This window comes from Rossellomorea sp. DA94, from assembly GCF_029834455.1.
Classification (GTDB): domain Bacteria; phylum Bacillota; class Bacilli; order Bacillales; family Bacillaceae_B; genus Rossellomorea; species Rossellomorea vietnamensis.
This window is the reverse complement of the sequence record NZ_CP122397.1, coordinates 1,451,739-1,470,736: the sequence shown is the minus strand read 5'-3', so window position 1 is coordinate 1,470,736 and position 18,998 is coordinate 1,451,739. Positions and strand designations below refer to the sequence as shown.

At 44.9% G+C, this 18,998-nt stretch carries 19 protein-coding genes; 9 read left to right on the top strand and 10 right to left on the bottom strand.

Annotated features, from left to right (window positions below):
* Positions 1 to 63 precede the first annotated feature (63 nt).
* The gene (locus P8596_RS07765) at positions 64 to 1,314 is read right to left on the bottom strand and encodes an ABC transporter permease (protein ID WP_061811352.1); all 1,251 of its coding nucleotides are present in this window, start codon (positions 1,312 to 1,314) and stop codon (positions 64 to 66) included.
* Positions 1,307 to 2,206, bottom strand: a complete 900-nt coding sequence (locus P8596_RS07760) for an ABC transporter ATP-binding protein (RefSeq protein ID WP_079534389.1) — start codon at positions 2,204 to 2,206, stop codon at positions 1,307 to 1,309. The genes P8596_RS07765 and P8596_RS07760 overlap by 8 nt, the downstream gene beginning before the upstream one ends.
* A 196-nt stretch (positions 2,207 to 2,402) precedes the next feature.
* Here P8596_RS07760 and P8596_RS07755 point away from each other — a divergent pair, with 196 nt between their 5' ends.
* On the top strand, positions 2,403 to 2,588 hold the full coding sequence (locus P8596_RS07755) for a YhzD family protein (protein WP_034763288.1): 186 nt from the start codon (positions 2,403 to 2,405) through the stop codon (positions 2,586 to 2,588).
* A gap of 95 nt (positions 2,589 to 2,683) precedes the next feature.
* On the opposite strand, the gene P8596_RS07750 is transcribed toward P8596_RS07755, so the two are convergent.
* From P8596_RS07750 to P8596_RS07725, 6 genes are all read right to left on the bottom strand, one after another.
* Complete coding sequence (locus P8596_RS07750; protein WP_061811354.1) at positions 2,684 to 3,478, bottom strand: enoyl-CoA hydratase; 795 nt, start codon at positions 3,476 to 3,478, stop codon at positions 2,684 to 2,686.
* Between the two features lie 101 nt (positions 3,479 to 3,579).
* Positions 3,580 to 5,193: a long-chain fatty acid--CoA ligase gene (locus tag P8596_RS07745; RefSeq protein WP_279726534.1), complete on the bottom strand. Its 1,614-nt coding sequence runs from the start codon at positions 5,191 to 5,193 to the stop codon at positions 3,580 to 3,582.
* A gap of 828 nt (positions 5,194 to 6,021) precedes the next feature.
* Entirely contained in the window at positions 6,022 to 7,515 is a 1,494-nt protein-coding gene (locus P8596_RS07740; protein ID WP_061811537.1) for a coproporphyrinogen III oxidase, read from the bottom strand.
* Between the two features lie 133 nt (positions 7,516 to 7,648).
* The gene (locus tag P8596_RS07735; protein WP_347815205.1) at positions 7,649 to 8,521 is read right to left on the bottom strand and encodes a Cof-type HAD-IIB family hydrolase; all 873 of its coding nucleotides are present in this window, start codon (positions 8,519 to 8,521) and stop codon (positions 7,649 to 7,651) included.
* 135 nt (positions 8,522 to 8,656) lie between these two features.
* Complete coding sequence (locus P8596_RS07730) at positions 8,657 to 9,010, bottom strand: YlbF/YmcA family competence regulator (protein WP_034763247.1); 354 nt, start codon at positions 9,008 to 9,010, stop codon at positions 8,657 to 8,659.
* Positions 9,011 to 9,084: 74 nt separating this feature from the next.
* Positions 9,085 to 10,224: a DUF445 domain-containing protein gene (locus tag P8596_RS07725; RefSeq protein ID WP_254653541.1), complete on the bottom strand. Its 1,140-nt coding sequence runs from the start codon at positions 10,222 to 10,224 to the stop codon at positions 9,085 to 9,087.
* Between the two features lie 131 nt (positions 10,225 to 10,355).
* On the opposite strand from P8596_RS07725, the gene P8596_RS07720 reads away from it, so the two are divergent.
* From P8596_RS07720 to P8596_RS07705, 4 genes are read left to right on the top strand one after another with little or no spacing between them, the layout of a single operon-like run.
* Positions 10,356 to 11,684 (top strand): YheC/YheD family endospore coat-associated protein, encoded by a 1,329-nt coding sequence (locus tag P8596_RS07720; protein WP_279726533.1) that lies wholly within the window; start codon positions 10,356 to 10,358, stop codon positions 11,682 to 11,684.
* Positions 11,685 to 11,688: 4 nt separating this feature from the next.
* A complete protein-coding gene (locus tag P8596_RS07715; protein ID WP_279726532.1) occupies positions 11,689 to 12,780 on the top strand; it encodes a YheC/YheD family protein in 1,092 nt (363 codons plus the stop codon).
* Complete coding sequence (locus tag P8596_RS07710; RefSeq protein WP_254653538.1) at positions 12,780 to 14,153, top strand: YheC/YheD family endospore coat-associated protein; 1,374 nt, start codon at positions 12,780 to 12,782, stop codon at positions 14,151 to 14,153. Before P8596_RS07715 ends, P8596_RS07710 begins: the two co-directional genes overlap by 1 nt.
* Entirely contained in the window at positions 14,150 to 15,343 is a 1,194-nt protein-coding gene (locus P8596_RS07705) for a YheC/YheD family endospore coat-associated protein (protein ID WP_254653537.1), read from the top strand. The genes P8596_RS07710 and P8596_RS07705 overlap by 4 nt, the downstream gene beginning before the upstream one ends.
* A 42-nt stretch (positions 15,344 to 15,385) precedes the next feature.
* On the opposite strand, the gene P8596_RS07700 is transcribed toward P8596_RS07705, so the two are convergent.
* The gene (locus tag P8596_RS07700; RefSeq protein ID WP_060670520.1) at positions 15,386 to 15,784 is read right to left on the bottom strand and encodes a ferritin-like domain-containing protein; all 399 of its coding nucleotides are present in this window, start codon (positions 15,782 to 15,784) and stop codon (positions 15,386 to 15,388) included.
* A gap of 126 nt (positions 15,785 to 15,910) precedes the next feature.
* On the opposite strand from P8596_RS07700, the gene P8596_RS07695 reads away from it, so the two are divergent.
* Entirely contained in the window at positions 15,911 to 16,120 is a 210-nt protein-coding gene (locus P8596_RS07695; protein WP_061811107.1) for a YheE family protein, read from the top strand.
* A gap of 97 nt (positions 16,121 to 16,217) precedes the next feature.
* The gene (locus tag P8596_RS07690; protein ID WP_034763239.1) at positions 16,218 to 16,406 is read left to right on the top strand and encodes a hypothetical protein; all 189 of its coding nucleotides are present in this window, start codon (positions 16,218 to 16,220) and stop codon (positions 16,404 to 16,406) included.
* 55 nt (positions 16,407 to 16,461) lie between these two features.
* On the opposite strand, the gene P8596_RS07685 is transcribed toward P8596_RS07690, so the two are convergent.
* A complete protein-coding gene (locus tag P8596_RS07685) occupies positions 16,462 to 16,722 on the bottom strand; it encodes a metal-sensitive transcriptional regulator (RefSeq protein ID WP_034763238.1) in 261 nt (86 codons plus the stop codon).
* A 147-nt stretch (positions 16,723 to 16,869) separates the two neighbouring features.
* On the opposite strand from P8596_RS07685, the gene P8596_RS07680 reads away from it, so the two are divergent.
* Together P8596_RS07680 and P8596_RS07675 are read left to right on the top strand one after the other, a co-directional pair.
* The gene (locus P8596_RS07680; protein WP_061811100.1) at positions 16,870 to 17,787 is read left to right on the top strand and encodes a PucR family transcriptional regulator; all 918 of its coding nucleotides are present in this window, start codon (positions 16,870 to 16,872) and stop codon (positions 17,785 to 17,787) included.
* A 96-nt stretch (positions 17,788 to 17,883) separates the two neighbouring features.
* The gene (locus P8596_RS07675) at positions 17,884 to 18,981 is read left to right on the top strand and encodes an ABC transporter ATP-binding protein (RefSeq protein WP_034763235.1); all 1,098 of its coding nucleotides are present in this window, start codon (positions 17,884 to 17,886) and stop codon (positions 18,979 to 18,981) included.
* Positions 18,982 to 18,998: the final 17 nt, after the last annotated feature.

The following is an 18,998-nucleotide window of genomic DNA, read 5'->3' as shown; positions in this document are numbered from 1 at the left end:
TGTATTCACATTTTATCCGTTTCATATAAAAAAGCTGCCACTTTAAAGGTGACAGCCCTCCACTTATTTCTTTGATGTTAAATCGATTGCTTTCTTTATATCTTTATATGAATTGGACTTACCGTATAGTAGCACCCCTCCACGATAGACACGTGCACCGAATACCCCCAGCAATGCGATGGAAACAATCAGGACGAGTATCCCGATGACTGGCTCATACACCGGCAGGTTCAGCATCCCGACACGAAGGAACATGACCATCGGAGTGAAGAAGGGAATGTATGAAGTTACGGTTACAAAGCCCGATTCAGGACTACCAAGGCCAAACATGGAGATGAAGAATCCGATCATGATGAGAAAGGTCATCGGCATGATCATCTGCTGGACATCTTCAATCCTACTCACAAGGGATCCAAGCAGGGCTGCAAGGGTTGCATACAGGAAATATCCAAGCAGAAAGAAGATGATCGCATAAATGATGACACTGAGTGATAGGGATTCAAATCCGAATCCTTCAAAGAATCCCCCTACCAGTTCATCCTTCTTGCGGATCAGGGTAAAATAACCTACACCAAGGATAACCGCTAATTGAGTCAAACCAACGAGACCGATTCCAATGATTTTGGCAAACATTTGTTTGACCGGTGACACACTTGATATGAGGATTTCCATGACCCTGGAGCTTTTCTCTGTGGCGACCTCCATCGCCGTCATATTGGCATAGGCAATCACAGAGAAATAGATAAAGAATAATAAGACGTAGACAATTCCCCTTGCCTGACTCAGTTCTTCTTCAGACTTGGCCCCTTCAAGGAGTGCCTCCTTCTCGAAATCAACCGGGGCACTTAATAAGGCCAGCTCCTCGCCGGACAGATCCAACTTACCCGCAGCAAGGGAGGATTTCACATTTTGCAGGGCTGCCTGCAATTCTCCGGCCACGGCAGACTCCGATAACGAGTTTGATTTATACAGGGCCTGTGGCAGCCCATCACTGCTTTCACTTAAGACCAGTAAACCTTTATATTCTTCCGACTCTATTTTTTTCTCGATTTCCTTTGTTGACTCCGAGGCAGGCTTTAATTGAATCTCACTATTCATTGTCTCCAGCTGCTCTAGGAGGGGCTCATATAGTTTGCCCGTTTGATCCTGAACCGCTACCTTGCTCCCTTCATCATCCGTGAAACTCGAGATGACGCTGTCGAAATTGGCCAGCAGGACAAGGGCAGCGGCAATGATGATCGTGGATATGATAAAAGACTTGGCTTTCAATTTTGACATATAGGAATGACCGAGGATCAAGAAGAAATTATTCATAAGAGGTTCCCACCTTTTCTATAAATATATCGTTCAGTGAAGGTTCCTCAAGCTCGAATTTTCGCAGGAAGCCCTTTTGGACGACATCATGAAATACTCCTTGGGCAGCAGCCTCGGATTCCACCTGGAGCAGGACTCCTTCCGTCGTTTCTTTAAGCTTTGTCACTCCCTGCATGTCCTTAAGGTAGGTAAGGTCGAAATCCGCATGTATCACGACATTCTTCTTTCCAAAGGAACGTTTGATTTCCTTCAGTCCGCCATGTACCACGGGACGCCCTTTATGCATGATACACAAGCTTTCACAGAGCTCCTCCACATGCTCCATACGATGACTTGAAAACACGATGGTCGTTCCATTCTTCTTGATTTCCCTGACGGCGTCCTTCAACAGCTCCACATTCACGGGATCAAGACCGCTGAATGGTTCATCAAGGATCAATAGTTTCGGTTTATGAATGACCGATGCGATAAATTGAATTTTTTGCTGATTCCCTTTGGAGAGTTCCTCCACTTTTTTATTGAGATATTGAGGAACGTTGAATCGCTCCAGCCAATAATCCAACTCTTTCAGGATCGTCTTCTTTTCCATTCCCCGGAGGCGTGCCAAATAGACGATTTGATCACTCACCTTCATTTTCGGATAAAGTCCCCTTTCTTCCGGGAGATATCCGATTTCCGGACTGGTGGAATAATCAATCCCCTTGCCGTCCCACGTGATCCTGCCTTCTGTTGCATCCAACAATCCCAACACCATTCGGAAGGTCGTCGTCTTTCCGGCTCCATTCGCCCCAAGGAACCCGAACATTTCACTTGGGGGAATTTCAAGTGACAGCTCATCTACCGCCGTGAAATCCCCAAACCTTTTGGTCACCTGTTGTAATTTCAAACTCATCTTTTGTTTCCCCTCCTGTTGCCCTTTAATAAAAATCCGGCATTCACTTATCTCTCTAGTACTCTACGATTCTATCCATAAAAGGTTTCATTTTCCATTCTTTTTTTCGTTATCAAACTATTTAGACTTCACAAAAAAATGATAGTATGAAAAAATAAAGAAGAACATCATTTCAAGTACAAAGGGGTATTACATAATGAAAGTATATAAACTGACGGTATTCGAGAAAGACGGCAAAAAAATCCTGGATGAATCATTCGAAGCTTCCTCTGACAGCGAAGCGAAGAAAATGGGAGAAACCATGCTTGAGGAAAAAGGCTATGCTGAACATACGCATCGCTGTACGTCCCCACTTGGGAAACTCTTGCTGTTTCATGTGTAGAATGACCTCTTGCATTACAGACTTCAATGGCTGTAATGCATTTTTTATGCAACGACAAAAAAGAACCAGCCTTTAAGACTGATTCCCGTTTTCCATTATTCACCCTTGAATTCAGGTCTTCTCTTCTCCACGAATGCGCGGATGCCTTCCTGGTGATCGGAGGTCTGGCGCATGAGCCACTGACCATCCTTCTCAAGATCAAGTGCCTGCTGCAATCTTTCTTTGTTCAACTCCACATATACTTCTTTCGTTTTCAGCATTGCTTTCGTCGGCGCACTTAATACCTGTTTGGTATAGCGTGCGATGCCTTCCTCCAATTTCCCTGAAGGTATGGCTTCATCGACGAGCCCTTTCATTAGGGCTTCCTGTCCTTCAAATACTTTCCCATTCCAGATCAACCGTTTTGCCTTGTGCGCCCCCAGGCGTTCCTGCAGAAGGAAATGACTTCCTCCATCCGGGATCAAAGCGATGCCGATAAAGTTCATGGCGAGCTTACTATCTTCTTCACAAAGGATATAATCAGAAGCCAGAGCCAGGCTCAACCCAAGCCCCGCCGCAGCCCCGTGAATGCCTGTCAGGACCACTTTCGGCATGGAATATAAGGTCATCACCAGTTCACTGATCGTATCCATGATCTGTGAAAACTGCTCCTCCCCACTTAATGAAAGCATGGACTTAATATCTCCCCCGGAGGAAAATCCCTTCCCCTCCCCTGTCAGGATCAATAATGAAATCGTTGGATCACTTTTCACTTCCTTCAAAGCAGCCAGCAATTCTTCCATAAGCCGGGCATCCAATGCGTTCAGGGACTGCGGCCGGTTCAAATGAACCCTCGCCACTTTCCCATCTTTATGTAGTTTTACTGTTTCGTATTGATTTGACACTGTCAAAAAAATCCCTCCCCTTTCTATTAGCATAGCGCAGAATGATTATTTAGAAAAGTACAATAATTCAAAACAGAGATCGACATAGTGCCGATCTCCCGTCTCAATTAGATTTGTTTCATCTGATCCTGAACCTGGTCCCTTAGAGCCCTCTTTAAGAATTTTCCAACAGAGGTTTTCGGGATTTCATCCAGGAACAGTATCTCATCCGGCAGCCACCATTTCGCAAACTGAGGCTTCAGGAATTCCATGATTTCTTCTTTGGTCACACTGCCCTTCCCGGATTCCTTTAAAACGACACAGGCAATCGGACGTTCCTGCCACTCCTCATGGGGCACTGCCACCACAGCAGCTTCAAAGATATGCTCATGGGCCATGAGGGCATTTTCAAGATCGACGGAAGAAATCCATTCCCCACCGGATTTGATCAGATCCTTCGTGCGGTCAACGATCTTGATATAACCCTCTTCATCTATGGTGACGACATCCCCCGTATACAGCCAGCCATCCCTGAAGGCATCCTCGGTACGTTCATCTTCATAATACTCAGAAGCGATCCAGGGACCCCTTAAGGCAAGCTCACCCATTTCAGTACCATCCCATGCCACTTCCCCGTCTTTTCCGACGATCTTCATATCTAATCCAGGTACGAGGATCCCCTGCTTCGCTTTCAAGTCGAGCTTCTCTTCGGCAGAAAGATCGTCATGATAGCTTTTCGATGCTGCAATCACAGCGAGTGGGCTTGTTTCAGTCATGCCATAAGCATGCATGAACGGGATGCCGAACTTCTCCTCAAATGACCGGATCATCCCTTTAGGAGCTGCCGATCCCCCACACAGAACGGAACGAAGACTTGAGAGATCATACTCATTTTTCTCCAATTCATTGAGTAATCCAAGCCAAATCGTCGGTACCCCTGCGGAAATGGTGACTTTTTCATCCTGCATGAGCCCGGCAAGCAGTCCAGGCGTGAAATATGGTCCCGGCAGAACCTGCTTACTACCGAACCAAACCGACGCAAATGGGAGTCCCCAGGCGTTCACATGGAACATCGGCACCACCGGCAGGGCAACGTCCCTTTCACTTACGCCTGTTGTATCAGCCAGCCCGAGTGCCATTGCATGGAGCACGATGCCCCGATGGGAATAGATGACTCCTTTGGGATTTCCGGTCGTGGCCGACGTGTAACACATTCCAGCAGGGGCATTTTCATCAATGTCGTTGCGGAATTGAAACGATGGATCCCCCTCTTCCAACAAACTTTCATAATGATACACAGGCTCGAGGGTCGTCTCGGGTAACTCTCCGTCGGTCATGACGATGAAGGCTTTAACCGTAGGGATCTGGTCCTTCACCTTTTCAATGAGCGGGACGATGTCCGGGTCGATGAGCAATACTTGATCCTTGGCATGATTGATGATGTAAACGATATGTTGTGGCGATAAGCGGATATTGATTGTATGTAATACGGCTCCGCTGCAAGGAATCGCAAAGTACGCTTCCAGATGACGATGATGATTCCAAGCGAGTGTACCGACTTTGTCTCCTTCTTCAACACCGAGTTTCGACAGGGAGCTTGCCAGCCTCCGCGTTCTCTCACCCCACTGTTTGTATGTGAAGCGGTTGATCCCCGACTCTGTCCGGGATACGATTTCTTTCTTAGGAAAATACTTTTCGGCTCGTTCAATCATTTGTGTCAATAGCAGAGGTGTTTGCATCATATTCGATCTCTCCCCTCAAAATAGTAAGCGTTTACAAAAAATGTCTGATTTTCTATGTCTATCTTACTAATTCTCCTTTCATGATGATATCTCCTCTAAGCCGGGTTGAAATATTCCTGTAATGAGCAAGGAAACGGAAGCCATAATAAAAAATTCTTTAGACAAAGATTGATGTTTTCTTAAATAAGGGACTGCCAAAGCTCTGTCTATGAGTGAGGGCGATAGATGGTGATGGGAACGGCTTCGCTTTCCGGCGGACGAACAGCCAAGCCTCCTCGCATTCGCTGCGGGGTCTTGTCTCGTCCGTTTTTCCGCAGGAGTCTACGCCGTTCCCCTCACCATCTAAAAGAGATACCGTGACAGAGCTTACAGGTTAAAAAATCTATAAATTTGGATCATACTATTAGCTGCAATTGGTCACTGCACACGATACAAAACGATGTTTTCTCGATGTGTATCCTAGTAGGCTAGACCTCCATACCCCGAAAGTTGATCCTCGCTGCAGGTGCTCGACTCCGACGGGAATAGCGGGAAAGTACAAAAAGCGGAGGCGGCTCGCCTAGCCCCGACAAGCATAAGATGAATGGGCCGATAAGGCGCTTTTTGCCTTATTGGTCCATTTAGCTTATGACCTCGAGGGGCTAGCCGCTGTAGCTAGACAGTTGAGACCCCACAGGGCAAAGCCCGTGGAGGCTCAACTCACGCCCCGCGGAAAGCGAGCACCTGCAGCGGAAATCAACCACCACTCGCTACCTTAAGTAGCAACAAGCTTTACAAATAGAGCCTAATAAAAAACACGCCACTCATGATGAAGTGACGTGTTTCCGTTTATGAAAATAAATCATTCAAGATCTTGATTTTCTTTTCTGTGTACTCTTTGAAACCAAGGTTATAGGCATTCGGTTCTTTTGGATTGGCGAAGTGCGTGATCTTTCCGGTTTTCGGATCGATGAATTTGCTTGCCGCCCCGCAGCCGATTCCAATGATGGTCTGGACTTCTTCCATGATCATGATGTTATAGATGCTGTCCTGCTCTGGAAGGGCGTATCCCACATTTTCCAGGTTGCCGAGAATGTTCTTCTGACGGTATAAGTAGTAAGGCTCATAACCATGCTCCTTCGTCCACTCTTCCGCAAGATTCATCATCTTCTCAATTTCAAGACGGTCCGCCACTTTATACTTGTCCTTATTCTTTGTCATTTCGGACGCCCGCTTAAAGGACAGGGTGTGAACCGTCAAGGATTCAGGCATAAGCTTCTCTGTTTCGTCCAAGGAATGCTGCAGCTCCGGAAGCTCCTCCCCTGGAAGACCAATGATGAGGTCCATATTGATGTTATTCATTCCCATACCACGGGATAAATGAAATTTGTCAATTGTTTCCTCCACCGTGTGATGTCGCCCGATCGCTTTTAAGGTTTCCTGGGTGTACGATTGAGGATTGATGGAAATCCGGTCGATGTTCCATTTATTGAGCACTTCGAGTTTATCTTCGGATATCGTATCCGGTCTCCCTGCCTCCACCGTTACCTCCCTTACCTTGTCCACATCCGGGAAGGAGCGGTACATCTCTTCATAAAGAGCATCCATTTCTTCAGCTGTGATGGACGTAGGGGTACCCCCGCCATAATAGATGGTCGTAATCTTGATATTGTTTTCTTTCATCCAACGTCCCATTTCCTGGATTTCGTAATGAAGTCCCGCCAGGAAGGAATCTACCCTCCCCTGTTTACCGAGAATCGCATAGGCAGGGAATGTGCAATAAGCACACTTGGTTGGACAAAACGGAATGCCGATATAAATGCTCACTTCCTGCTGAAGGTCATAGAGATCAGGCACGACGGATAATTGACGATCAACGATGTTTTGCATCAGCTGGATCTTTTCATCCGTGATCAGGTACTCTTTTTTTAATTTCTCATGAATCTCTTCCTTGGGCATCCCAAGCTGCATCTGTTTATGAATCAGCTTCGTGGGACGGATTCCCGTCAAGATGCCCCATTTTTGCCTGATCCCCGTCAAATCTTGAAGAACATTTAAGTACACATGGGAAACAGCCGTTTTCAGCTGTTTGAACCGCTCTTTCTCATTTTCATAAGGTACCCAGTCGTGCACATAACGTGCAGTGTATGATTGTCCTTTGAAGTTCGTTAATACAGCTTCCGCCTCTATCTTGTCATCTGAAGAAAGTTCTATATGGACTTGAAGATCGGCCTCATCACAATCACCGAAGTGAATGGCAGACTCTTCAAAGAATAAATTCGCTATCAATCGCAGGGGACGTTCAAAACGCTCATCCTCGATTCCTTTTATCAAAACATTCACGTTCTAATCACCTTTCATATAACTAATAAGCTGTTATAAGTGTACAGAAAGGGGTGGGAATGGTCAATGGTCCGAACCCTCCCAATAGAAGAACACCCCGTATTCCTGTTGGAATGACGGGGTGTTCCTTGAGTCACGATTTTATGATGTTCATTTTTTTCAGGAATGGGATGGGATGTTGTTTACGGAATAACTCAGTGACAAAGTACGGAATCCCTTTTTCAACCTGACTGCGTGTGATCCAGTCCGCCGCTTCCCGCACTTGACGTGGTGCATCTCCCATGGCAACACCGAGACCCGAACATTCCATGGAATCAATGTCATCGATGCCGGATCCGACCATCACGATTTGATGCTTCTTCACTCCGAGACGCTCAGATAGATACATCAATCCCCTGAGCTTTGAAACACCCCTGGGAACGATATCCAGTTTATAGTCTGACGTCGGAATTGCGTCCACTTCCTCATACATTCCTTTTAACGAAGCGACAACGTCCCATACGTCTTCCCTGTGTTCCATCACAACCGAAATCTTCGGTACTGCCATCGGATTCTCCAACAGGTGATCACTCACCCGGTCCACAAACTGTTTGCTGTAAAGTAATTTCGATTCTCTTTGCCATGAGACCTTTGCCATCTCACGTGCCCCGGTACTGGTTTTGCCTACGATGGATCGCTTTTCATGGGACAAGTGTACCTGGCATGAAAAGCCTTCAAGGAATTGAGAGATTTCATACGTAATATCTTCCGCAATTTTTTTCACATACAGCGGTTTTTCAAGCTCGCCTGCGATATAGGCGCCGCTGTGTGTAACAATCGGGCTTTCAAGCTTCAGGGCTTTGGCTACTTTCTTAGCAGAAGCAAAACTCCGGCTTGTAACCAATGTGACCGGAACCCCTTTATCTTGAACGTACTCAATTGCTTCCTTCGTTTCCTTCGCAATTTTTCCGTTTTCATTTACAATCGTGCCATCAATATTCAAAGCCAGCATTCGATAGATCATCATTGGTGTCCCCCCTATATGTTGTCTACTCCCTTTCTCTACTTTTATGAAGGATGGGAGACAAATATGCCAAGGGGGTGGAATGCCCAACAAAAAAAGACCGGCTCCCATCAGGAAGTCGGTCCCTCTTCAACACGATTATTTTTGCATTGAACCATAAAGTTCTTCAAGCGGCTTCATGATGACTTTGTTTAAGTCATTGATCACCATGCTCATGCGTTGCTCAGCTTCCATAAGCTTTGCAATCTTTTCATGTTGCTGAACAAGTTGAGCTGTTTTTTGAGCCTGCTCCACTTCTTCCTGAGAAATTTCTTCACCGCTCATTTGTTTTTGTTGAAGTGTCATTTGAATGTTTCTGAAGTTTTCAAACATCTTGTTGGCAGATTCGTCATTGTTTACTTCATCATACATTTTCTTCAGTTGCAGGAATTCATCGCTCTGACGCAATGCGCTTTCCAGTTCGTTCGCTTGATCGTATAAGTTAATAGCCAAAATACGTACCTCCTAAAATTTCAGTCTCCCTCACTATAACAAACAATGGGGTTGATTTCTAGGCAGGACCCTTATCAGGATATGAAAAGGGCGATCAATCCCTGAATGATCCCGATCACACCGCCGAGCAAAGCACCGAGATACGTGATCATTTTGAATTCCCGCCTCGAAATGCCGAGGACAAGTTCCTCGAGCCTGCCGACAGAGAAGGATTCAACCTGCTCCTGGACGATATGCTGAAGGTGCATCTTCTCCATGAGGTTCGGAATCTTCCTGGATAAGAGGTCCGTCCCTCTATCCACCCATTTCGGAAGCTGTATGTCGAAGAAGGTTTGCTTGTGCGGTTCGAGCCAAGACCTGAGCGGTTTGGAGAGGTGACCGTCGATGTTGACGAGTTTGACAAGTGACGATTGGACAGTCTGGATGAGGTCCTCTTCCGGCAATCTGTCGATGAACTCTTCCAGTTTCATTTGTTTCAGCTTCGACCACTCTTGGGTCAACAGGTTAAAGAGGATTTCCTGTGTCCCTTCATGCTTAATGAACTTGACGATTTCCGGTTGCACTTTATCTGCAACCGAGGTGTTGCCCAGGAACATGCCCAACATGTTTCCTAGCATGCCGCGTTCTTTGAGGAAATCATCAATCATGATCTTCACTTTCATTTTTCCTTCCGGGCTTGTGAAATACGCTTCCGCCCTATTTGCAATGAAGTCGACAAGCTTCGGTATACTTTCTGAAACCTTTTCCTGCCACCTCTCAGGAAGTGCCTCTTCCAGTTTCATAGATGTATAGGACATCTTCGTATCTTTGATCTTTCCTGCGACCCAGTCCTCAAGCCATTCATTAAGTCGATCGGAGGAAACGGGGATTTGGAGGGTGTCCAGCCACTCATTCACCGTTTTGTCGGATGTGAAGACCGGCTGCAATTCTTCGGATAGCCAAAGGGTCACATCCTTTTGGAAGTCTTCATTCATCACTTTTTTCTGAAGGCTTTCAGGGGTGATTAAGTGGTCCACCACCATCTTCCCGAGTTGCTCTGCCAATTCTCCCCTGCGTTTTGGGATCAGTCCCGGTGTAAATGGGACTTTGAATTTTCCGATATAGTATGCCCGATAAGGCCTGAATAACATTTTTATTGCAAGTGAATTGGTGACTCCCCCAATAAGGGCCCCAACGATTACCATGAATAATACCAGGATGAAAGCATCTAGCATGAGTGCACCTTCCTTTTCTACTTCTCTCGTTTGAACATTTTGCCTATGTTTACATAGAATGCTATATCAACATTAGCCCAATAAATTATTATAAAGTCAATCTAACGGGTTATGCAAACGGGGAATGCCGGATGAAGATAAAATGTTCATTTGTTTCTCATCAACACACGAAGGACCATCATCATTTATATATCCCAGACAAATGGATGGACCGCTTCCCTTTTCAACGACATATGACGTTGAAATGCGGCAGCTCCCTTCTTGACGTGACATGCATGGGAACAAAAACAGATTCTTTACAGATTATGTTGGATACATCCGATTCATTATTCGCAGCCATCCCGATATTGGAAAATATATGGATTTCCATCGATGCCGGGATGATCCATATGGGACCGGTTGCGGCTCTCTTACTCAATCAACCTACGCTCGCAACCATCCATTCCCATTCTTTAAAGGAATATTTTACAGAGTGTCAGGAATGGTTTCAACGAAAAGGTGGATTTTTCTATCTGCTTCCCCTTTCCTCCTTCGCCGGGAATAAAAGGGAAGGTGTTTATTATAACGGAAATGATTGGGAAACCGGTCTTCTACCTGATCCCCATGTCCTATACAATCGATGTCACTCACGAAAAATAGAGCGGTCCCCTTCCTTTCAAAGTGCTCTTGGCCGCACTCTGGACCGGGGCATCCAGGTTTTCAATTCCGGCTTTTTGTCCAAGGATGAGGTATACAATGCATTAAAAGACAGCCCCGTCCTTTCTCCACACCTGCCCGAAACCGTAAAGGGAATTGATTCCCTGGAGAAAATGCTTACCCTGTATCAAGATGTTTTCGTGAAAGGGATAAATGGGAGCAAGGGACGCTACATCATGCGTATCCAAAAAAGAGACGATGGATATCATATGCAGCAGAATTCATTTTCGACTGAGAATCCCCTCAACTTCCCCACCTACCCTGCTTTGTACAAACAGCTTAAGGCATGGTGCAATCGTTCTTATCTGGTTCAGGAAACGATTCCCTTTCTAACGTTCGAAGGACAGCCTTTGGATTTTCGCTTTCTCTGTCATCAGAATCGGAATAAAGCATGGGAGCTGGTCTCATCGGTTGCTAGAATTGCTTCACAGGATCAATTCGTGGCAAATGTCGACCAGGGCGGACGGATTGCAAAACCTCTCTCGGTCTTGCAAACGATCTTTTCTCCCAGGGAGAGCCTGGCTATCATGAAAGGGATGAAAGAATTATGTATACACGCTTCAACGCTTCTTGCCGATAGCATGGAAGGACATTTCGCAGAACTCGGAATCGATATCGGCATTGATCAGTCGGGAAAACCATGGCTGATCGAAATCAATTCCAAGCCTTCTAAACGGACCTACTTAGAAAACGACAGGATTCGTCCTTCAGTTAAAGCACTTTATGAATATAGTTTGGCCATCTGGACAAATAAGGAGGAATAATACGATGAATCACTCATTAGGCATCATGACCCTTACTCCTGAAGTGAAAAATGAATATTTTCTCGAAATCGCTAAGCAGTCCCTTTCATATCCAATCGACCTTTACCTGTTTTCTCCACAGGGAATATCTCCTTTGAACGAAACCGTGGAAGGATTTCACTTCGACAGGATGACGGGGGAATGGGAAAAAGATGCCTTTGAAATCCCGGAGTACATCTATGACAGAACGTATTATCAGAAAGATATGAAGTCCCGGCAGGCGAGAGCCGTCGTTCAATGGTTAAAGAACCAGAAGCATATCCGTTTCCTTGGTTACGGATTACCAAACAAATGGCATCTTTATGAAAAGCTGAAACAGACCTCCCTCGCCCCCTATATCCCTGTAACATCCTTAGTAGCCGATGGAAAACATTTATTAAATCTCCTCCTCAAACATAAAGATATAATAATCAAACCTGTCGACGGGGCCCATGGATTTGCCGTTTACCATCTCGTTTTCAATCAACAGAGTATTGTCGTTCGCACCACCAAAAAGCAAGGAATCATAGAACAATCATTCCCAAATGAAGATGTCTTTTTAAAATGGGTTGACCACATGCTCAAGGTTCACACGTTCATTTGTCAAAAACGGCTGCCAAACCTGACGAAAGGAAATGCCCCTTTCGATATGCGCATTCTCCTGAATAAAGATCACAACGGGGAATGGAGGGAATTTCAACGCGCAATCCGTCAAGGGGTAGAGAATGGGATCCTGACGAATATCAGCCGCGGTGCTTCCTATCTTTCCTACAAGGAGTGGAAGGATAGCCAGGATTCACATGCATGGGATTTTATCGACGAAGAACTTACATCCATTTTGGAAGAAGTCCCTATACTTCTTGAAAAACATTTTTCCCCTCTTTTTGAAATCGGGGTCGACCTCATTATCGGGGATGATCATTCCCTATGGATCCTGGATTTGAACTCTAAGCCGGGGCATAAAGTAGTGGATGCATTACATCCCGGGAAGTTATCAACATTATATCAGGCACCTTTAGATTATTGTGACTTTCTATCCTCACAATCTCTATCATCCTTAAGGCGAGGTGATTTCTAATGCTCCATGCATACAAGGTCGAATACTTCCAAGATGAAGAAAGCATCCTCTACCTTCCGTCCGGGTTCAAAACCGGGGAAGATACCTTTCCACATACCGTGATACTCGGGACCAGAAGACAACCTGCCAGCTGCAGGCGCCATCCGAATGGCCGGAACGTAATGGGGATCAGTACTCGTTTAGCTGAAAAGCTGCACCTTCCATCAAAAGTGAATTCCCTTTCCCTCTACTGTAAAGACGAATGTGTACACGCAGGGGTCCTGATTGGAATATTCACTGCGGGATTCACAAGTTTCCGATTAAGCCCCATCGGACAACGCTCGCACTTCTTCAAGAAGCTACTGTCGGTTCAATCTTCCCTGGGAGTCATCCCCTTTGTATTTGGAGAACAGCATATTGATTGGGAGAATGGGCTCATTAAAGGATTGTTTCATTTTGGAGAAGGATGGGAAACGGAAGAAATCCCTTTCCCGAATGTGATTTATGACAGACTTCCAAACAGGCAGAGTGAAAAGCGGAAAACCTATCAGGGACTGAAGGAGAGACTGGAAAGAGAATACGGCATTCCGTGGTATAATCCAGGATTCTTCAATAAACTCGACCTTTTTGAGAGATTGGAAAATGATCTGACTGTTCAACACTTCCTTCCTGAAACCAGGCCGTTCCAATCATTTGAGGAAATGGAGCGAATGCTTTCCTCCTATAACCATATTTATTTAAAGCCTAAAAACGGGAGTCTCGGAAAGGGAATACACAAAATCACACATAACCGGTCCACAGAAGAGTATTACTGCCGTTTCAGGGACGGTGATCAGAAGAACCGCTTACTTAAGTTTAAATCACTGGAGCAGCTGGCCAATACAATATTCAAAAGCAGAAACCTGGACTCCTTCATCGTCCAACAGGGAATCTCGTTACTGAAAGAGAATAATCGTCCCATCGACTTCAGGGTCCATACAAATAAAGACGAAGAAGGAAACTGGCAAGTCAGTGCAATGGCGGGAAAAGTGGCGGGGACGGGAAGTGTGACGACACATGCGAACAATGGTGGAGAAGTGAGGGTCCTTTCAGAACTATTCAGGGAAGAAAAGGAAAGACAAACCATTGAGGAGGCTTTAAAGGACGCGGCTTTATTGTTGTCACACGCCATTGAGGGGAATCTTGAAGGATTCATCGGCGAAATAGGCTTTGATTTCGGTGTGGACGACAACCATCGCATTTGGATGTTTGAAGCAAACTCAAAGCCTGGCAGATCGATATTCTCACATCCTGACTTAAAAAGGTTTGATTTATTAACAAGGAAACTCGCCTTGTCATTTGGTATTTTCCTCACCCACCAAAGCTTGGATCATCCCGAGGAAATGATACCATGAACATCCTTTACGACCGGATGAAGAAGACCTTTTTTCACGGAGAAGAACCCATTACTACCTATGGATTTGCGAAGGATTCCTTTCTCTTATCATCGAAAGCTTCCAATCAATGCTATACCTTTACCATCTCTCACCGAAAGAGGAATCGTCCCGCGATCCCCTTAGTCGGCATCGTTTCAAGTAAAGAAGGAAAAAACAAATATAAGGGAAACTTTGAATTATTCCGGTCGATACAACAGGACGTCGAGCAGTCTGGAGGAATCTGTTTCGTCTTCTCCCCCCAGGATGTTCTGGGTGATTCGATAGAGGGGATCATGTATAATCATGTTTTACACAAATGGGTAAGATGCCTGTTCCCCGTTCCAAACGTCATTTATAACCGGGTCCCATCAAGGAATGCAGAGCAAAACCAAGCATACGAAAAGCTTCTTCGTTTTATCAAGAAGCATGGGATTCCATTCTTCAATCCCCATTTCTTTAATAAATGGGAAATCTACGAGCTGTTGTCCAAAAATGATGAGCTCAAAGCATATTTGCCGCAGACCGAGCTGGTTACCGATGAAGCCTCCCTTTCACGCTTCTTGACCACTCATCAGAAAGTATATGTTAAACACGCTCTCGCTTCGCAAGGAAAAGGGATTCGCCTGATTGAACTGGATGACAGAGGCGGAGTCCTATGTAAAAGCATTAAGAAAATAGAGAGGTTCGTATCGATCTCCCGCCTTCATCAAACGTATAACGAATGGTTTATGGGCAATGAGTGGATCATGCAGGAAGCGGTCCCTTGTAAAACAGTGCACGAACACCGTTTCGACTTTCGCATATTAGTCCTTCACACGGGTGATGATTTCCGCTTGATCGGTATCGGGGTACGCATGTCCCAGCGTCAGGAAGTCACCACCCATGTACCTGCCGGTGGCAAAATCATTTCCCTGAAGGAAGTGGCAGATGCAGAAACAAAAAAAGAAATTTCGAGGATCGTTCAAACATGCGGGGAGGAACTGGCCAAATCGTTTGGCTATGTAGGGGAGTTTTCCATTGACCTCGCTCCCAAAGAACAAGGGGGATTTGTTTTGTTTGAAATTAATTCAAAGCCGATGTGTTTCGATGAGACAGAGATTGAGACGAAGCGGAGAAAACAGCTTGTCCGTACGTTCATGACACTCAGTGCACAAAACAGTGAAGGTTGAATCTTCGTGAATGACACAAGGTTCAACCTTTTTCTTTATCGCTTATCGTAAGGAATTATAAATGGTTGAAAACCTGGTTGCATGTTCCTGTTCATCTGTCATGGCAATAAATAGCGGTTTATATGCCTGCTGATTGGGAATCTCCAGGAGCATATCCCGGTAAAACTCCGCACCCTCCAGTTCATCCTTCAGTGCGCGGAGCACCCCTTCCTTGAAAGTGGTGAACCCCACCTTCTCTTTCTTGTGCTCATAATACTCTCCCGTCAATAAATAATGAAGATATTGAAACATTTCATAATGTTCTTTTTCGTCTTTTTGAGCATGTTCAATAAACTCTACGTACAATGGGTTATTGGTCCGTGCTTTTAGCTCTTTATAGAAATAATAACCTGTCCATTCATCACTGATCGCCTTCTCTAAATCACGAATAAACGAATTCATCCTTCGTCCCTCCCCTATCTCTTCAGTAAATTCTATTAGAGAAGACTTCCATTTATGATACATTTCACGGCCGGTCCTACACAGCCCGGGTTAAAACGTTTACAATAGGAATGGAGGTGACCAATGATGATCCAACATTTTCAATTTAAGAACATGTACGAAAATAAACAGCTCCCGGGCTGGACGTTTTCCTTTTATTTCAGCGGGACGAAATATACAGGAACATACCATAAAGACGGAAGGATTGAATGGACCGGCCCAAATCCTCCCTCTGACAAGGAAGAGACCCTTAAGAAGCAGTTGCATGAACTGATGCTATTCCATGTTTATGAGTGATGCAAATTACATAATACCCTTGTCCGGAAGAATTTAATCCTGCTCCATGCATAACTTCAGCCCCCTTTCTAAAACTAAAGAAAGGAGGCTGATGAGAATGAAAAAAGAAAATAAGAACGATCAATTCCTTCCTGATACGAATTACGAAGGAAAAGAAAAAGCATTCCTGGATGTCGACCGTTTCATCAACGAAGGGATGTCCGGAGGTTCCGTCCACATGAGGGAAAACACCACCAACATCGAAGAAGCGATCGAAATCACAGACTACGAAGAGCCCCCAAGATAATATGGACAAAAAAAGCTGCCAATCAGGAATCTTCCCTTTGGCAGCTTTTTACCTTTTATCGACTTTTCACGAGCATATTGACAGCTTCCTGGATCGCATCTTCCGCCTTTATGCCCTCTTCTTCTGACTCGCGTATGCACGCTTCCAGATTCTTTGCCACGATGAGGCCGATTGTCCGGTCAACAGCAGTTCGAACGGCTGATAGTTGAGTCACAACATCCTTACAATGTTTCTCATCCTCCATCATTTTCAATACACCACGGACCTGACCTTCAAGACGTTTCATTCGATTCGTAACTTCTTTCGTATATTCCATTCAGGACACCCCATAAGAATTATTCATTGTACAATAGTATTAAAATTATTGTACTTTTGCAATCATGCACTCTTTGATTACTCCAGCTATTTCAGTACAATGTCATTATAACCTTTTTTACTATAATAATGAACAAAGAGGGATCACATGTTTACATCTTTACGTAAAAAATATCCTGGCGCCATCATTCAGCACCATTATCCCACAAGCCTTGAATCTACGAAAGTCTGGTTTACGAACGAACAGGAAGATGAATATATAGGGATCGATCAATCAGAAATCTCCCAGCCGGAACTGGATTTATTATATTGCTTGTTTCAAGAGATCACCCCTTCACCAGGAAGCGTGAATGATTCTCCCGATTCCGCTGAGTGGTACCAATACTTATTGGAGAACGGGCCGGTCCCCTCCATGCATGATGGAGAGTTCCGCATCATTCAATTCAGTCTGAAGGAAGGCAGGGAACAGCTTCAACTGAGAGAAGCATTCCAACATTTATTACCACACGGGACCATCCTCGTTTTCCTTACAGATCGCATGGGACTACTTATAGAAAGGAAGCATGAGTGGATGATGGATGAGGAACAGCTGCAGTCGATTTCCCATGTCATTGAATCGGATTTCTTTGTCAGTCCTTCTTTTTACATTGGGCAGTTTCATGATGCAGATTCACATTTCCCTGCTTTTTTTGCCCATGAGCGTGAGCTATTTTCGTTTTCGGGAACCATTCATAAGCAGGCATTCATCCAGTCGGCCGTGACGGTTCTGCCTGAATTCATCCTCCACCACTTTCCACATGAGTGGGAGGAGCATTTCTTTAAAAAGGTCGCCGACTTCTTTTCAGAAGATCCTGAACAAATTCACACCATCCGGGCATTTCTAGAGAATCAATCCAATATCAGTCAGACCGCCAAAACATTATTCATGCATCGGAACAGCGTCCAGTACCGGATTGATAAGTTTATTGAAAAAACAAATATAGATATTAAAAGCTTTCAAGGTGGGATCCTTGCCTACTTTGCCTGTTTAAGCTTCCAATCTGACAACCTGCCCAATAATGTTTAGGCAACTTTGTGCAGGTTGACCATATCGTTTTGAATCCGCTTTCTCTACAATGAATCTATAGATGAAAACGATTGCATTACAAGGAGGAGAAATGAAGTGGCTGAATTAAAATTAGAACATATCCACAAGATTTATGATAGTAAGGTAACGGCGGTAAATGACTTTAACCTTCACATTCAAGATAAAGAATTCATCGTATTTGTTGGACCATCGGGATGTGGGAAATCCACTACCCTTCGTATGATCGCCGGACTCGAAGAAATATCCAAAGGGGATTTCTCCATTGACGGAAAGCGCGTAAATGATGTTGCGCCTAAAGACCGTGATATCGCTATGGTGTTCCAGAACTACGCCTTATACCCTCATATGAGTGTGTATGATAATATGGCATTCGGTCTTAAACTGCGTAAGTTCGATAAACAGGAAATTGACCGTCGCGTACAGGAAGCGGCCAAGATCCTCGGTCTTGAAGCACTGCTCGACCGGAAACCTAAAGCTTTATCAGGTGGTCAGCGTCAGCGTGTAGCACTTGGCCGTGCCATCGTCCGTGATGCGAAAGTATTCTTGATGGATGAGCCTTTATCCAATCTTGATGCTAAGCTTCGTGTACAGATGCGTGCTGAAATTGCCAAGCTTCACCAACGTTTACAAACAACAACGATCTACGTAACACATGATCAGACAGAAGCGATGACGATGGCCACACGTATCGTTGTCATGAAAGACGGTGTTATTCAACAAGTCGGTTCTCCTAAAGAAGTATATGATAAACCGGAAAATGTCTTCGTAGGCGGATTCATCGGATCACCTGCCATGAACTTCTTCCACGGATCCCTGGAAGATGGGAAATTCGTCATCGGCAATACGAAAGTGTCTGTACCGGAAGGAAAAATGAAAGTGCTTCGCGAACAAGGACATGTAGGAAAGAGCATCATCCTTGGTGTACGTCCTGAAGATATTCATGACGAACCTCTTTTCCTGGATACTGCTCAAGGGGCGAAAATCACGGCGAAGATTGAAGTATCTGAATTAACGGGTGCTGAAACGATGCTGTATTCTCAATTAGAAGGACAAGAGTTTGTAGCCCGCGTTGACTCCCGTACAGATATCGTTGCAGGTCAAACGATCGATCTTGCATTCGATATGAACAAAGCTCATTTCTTTGATTCAGAATCTGAGTCAAGGATCCGATAAGTAGAAAAGAAAATGGC

Excerpts from the sequence above, each read along its gene's own strand:
- P8596_RS07710 (WP_254653538.1), top strand. The coding sequence starts at position 12,780 with ATGCTCCATGCATACAAGGTCGAATACTTCCAAGATGAAGAAAGCATC.
- P8596_RS07680 (WP_061811100.1), top strand. The coding sequence starts at position 16,870 with ATGTTTACATCTTTACGTAAAAAATATCCTGGCGCCATCATTCAGCAC.
- P8596_RS07760 (WP_079534389.1), bottom strand. The coding sequence starts at position 2,206 with ATGAGTTTGAAATTACAACAGGTGACCAAAAGGTTTGGGGATTTCACG.
- P8596_RS07695 (WP_061811107.1), top strand. The coding sequence starts at position 15,911 with ATGATCCAACATTTTCAATTTAAGAACATGTACGAAAATAAACAGCTC.
- P8596_RS07755 (WP_034763288.1), top strand. The coding sequence starts at position 2,403 with ATGAAAGTATATAAACTGACGGTATTCGAGAAAGACGGCAAAAAAATC.
- P8596_RS07765 (WP_061811352.1), bottom strand. The coding sequence starts at position 1,314 with ATGAATAATTTCTTCTTGATCCTCGGTCATTCCTATATGTCAAAATTG.
- P8596_RS07685 (WP_034763238.1), bottom strand. The coding sequence starts at position 16,722 with ATGGAATATACGAAAGAAGTTACGAATCGAATGAAACGTCTTGAAGGT.
- P8596_RS07735 (WP_347815205.1), bottom strand. The coding sequence starts at position 8,521 with ATGATGATCTATCGAATGCTGGCTTTGAATATTGATGGCACGATTGTA.
- P8596_RS07720 (WP_279726533.1), top strand. The coding sequence starts at position 10,356 with ATGAAGATAAAATGTTCATTTGTTTCTCATCAACACACGAAGGACCAT.
- P8596_RS07700 (WP_060670520.1), bottom strand. The coding sequence starts at position 15,784 with ATGAATTCGTTTATTCGTGATTTAGAGAAGGCGATCAGTGATGAATGG.
- P8596_RS07705 (WP_254653537.1), top strand. The coding sequence starts at position 14,150 with ATGAACATCCTTTACGACCGGATGAAGAAGACCTTTTTTCACGGAGAA.
- P8596_RS07715 (WP_279726532.1), top strand. The coding sequence starts at position 11,689 with ATGAATCACTCATTAGGCATCATGACCCTTACTCCTGAAGTGAAAAAT.
- P8596_RS07725 (WP_254653541.1), bottom strand. The coding sequence starts at position 10,224 with ATGCTAGATGCTTTCATCCTGGTATTATTCATGGTAATCGTTGGGGCC.
- P8596_RS07745 (WP_279726534.1), bottom strand. The coding sequence starts at position 5,193 with ATGATGCAAACACCTCTGCTATTGACACAAATGATTGAACGAGCCGAA.
- P8596_RS07690 (WP_034763239.1), top strand. The coding sequence starts at position 16,218 with ATGAAAAAAGAAAATAAGAACGATCAATTCCTTCCTGATACGAATTAC.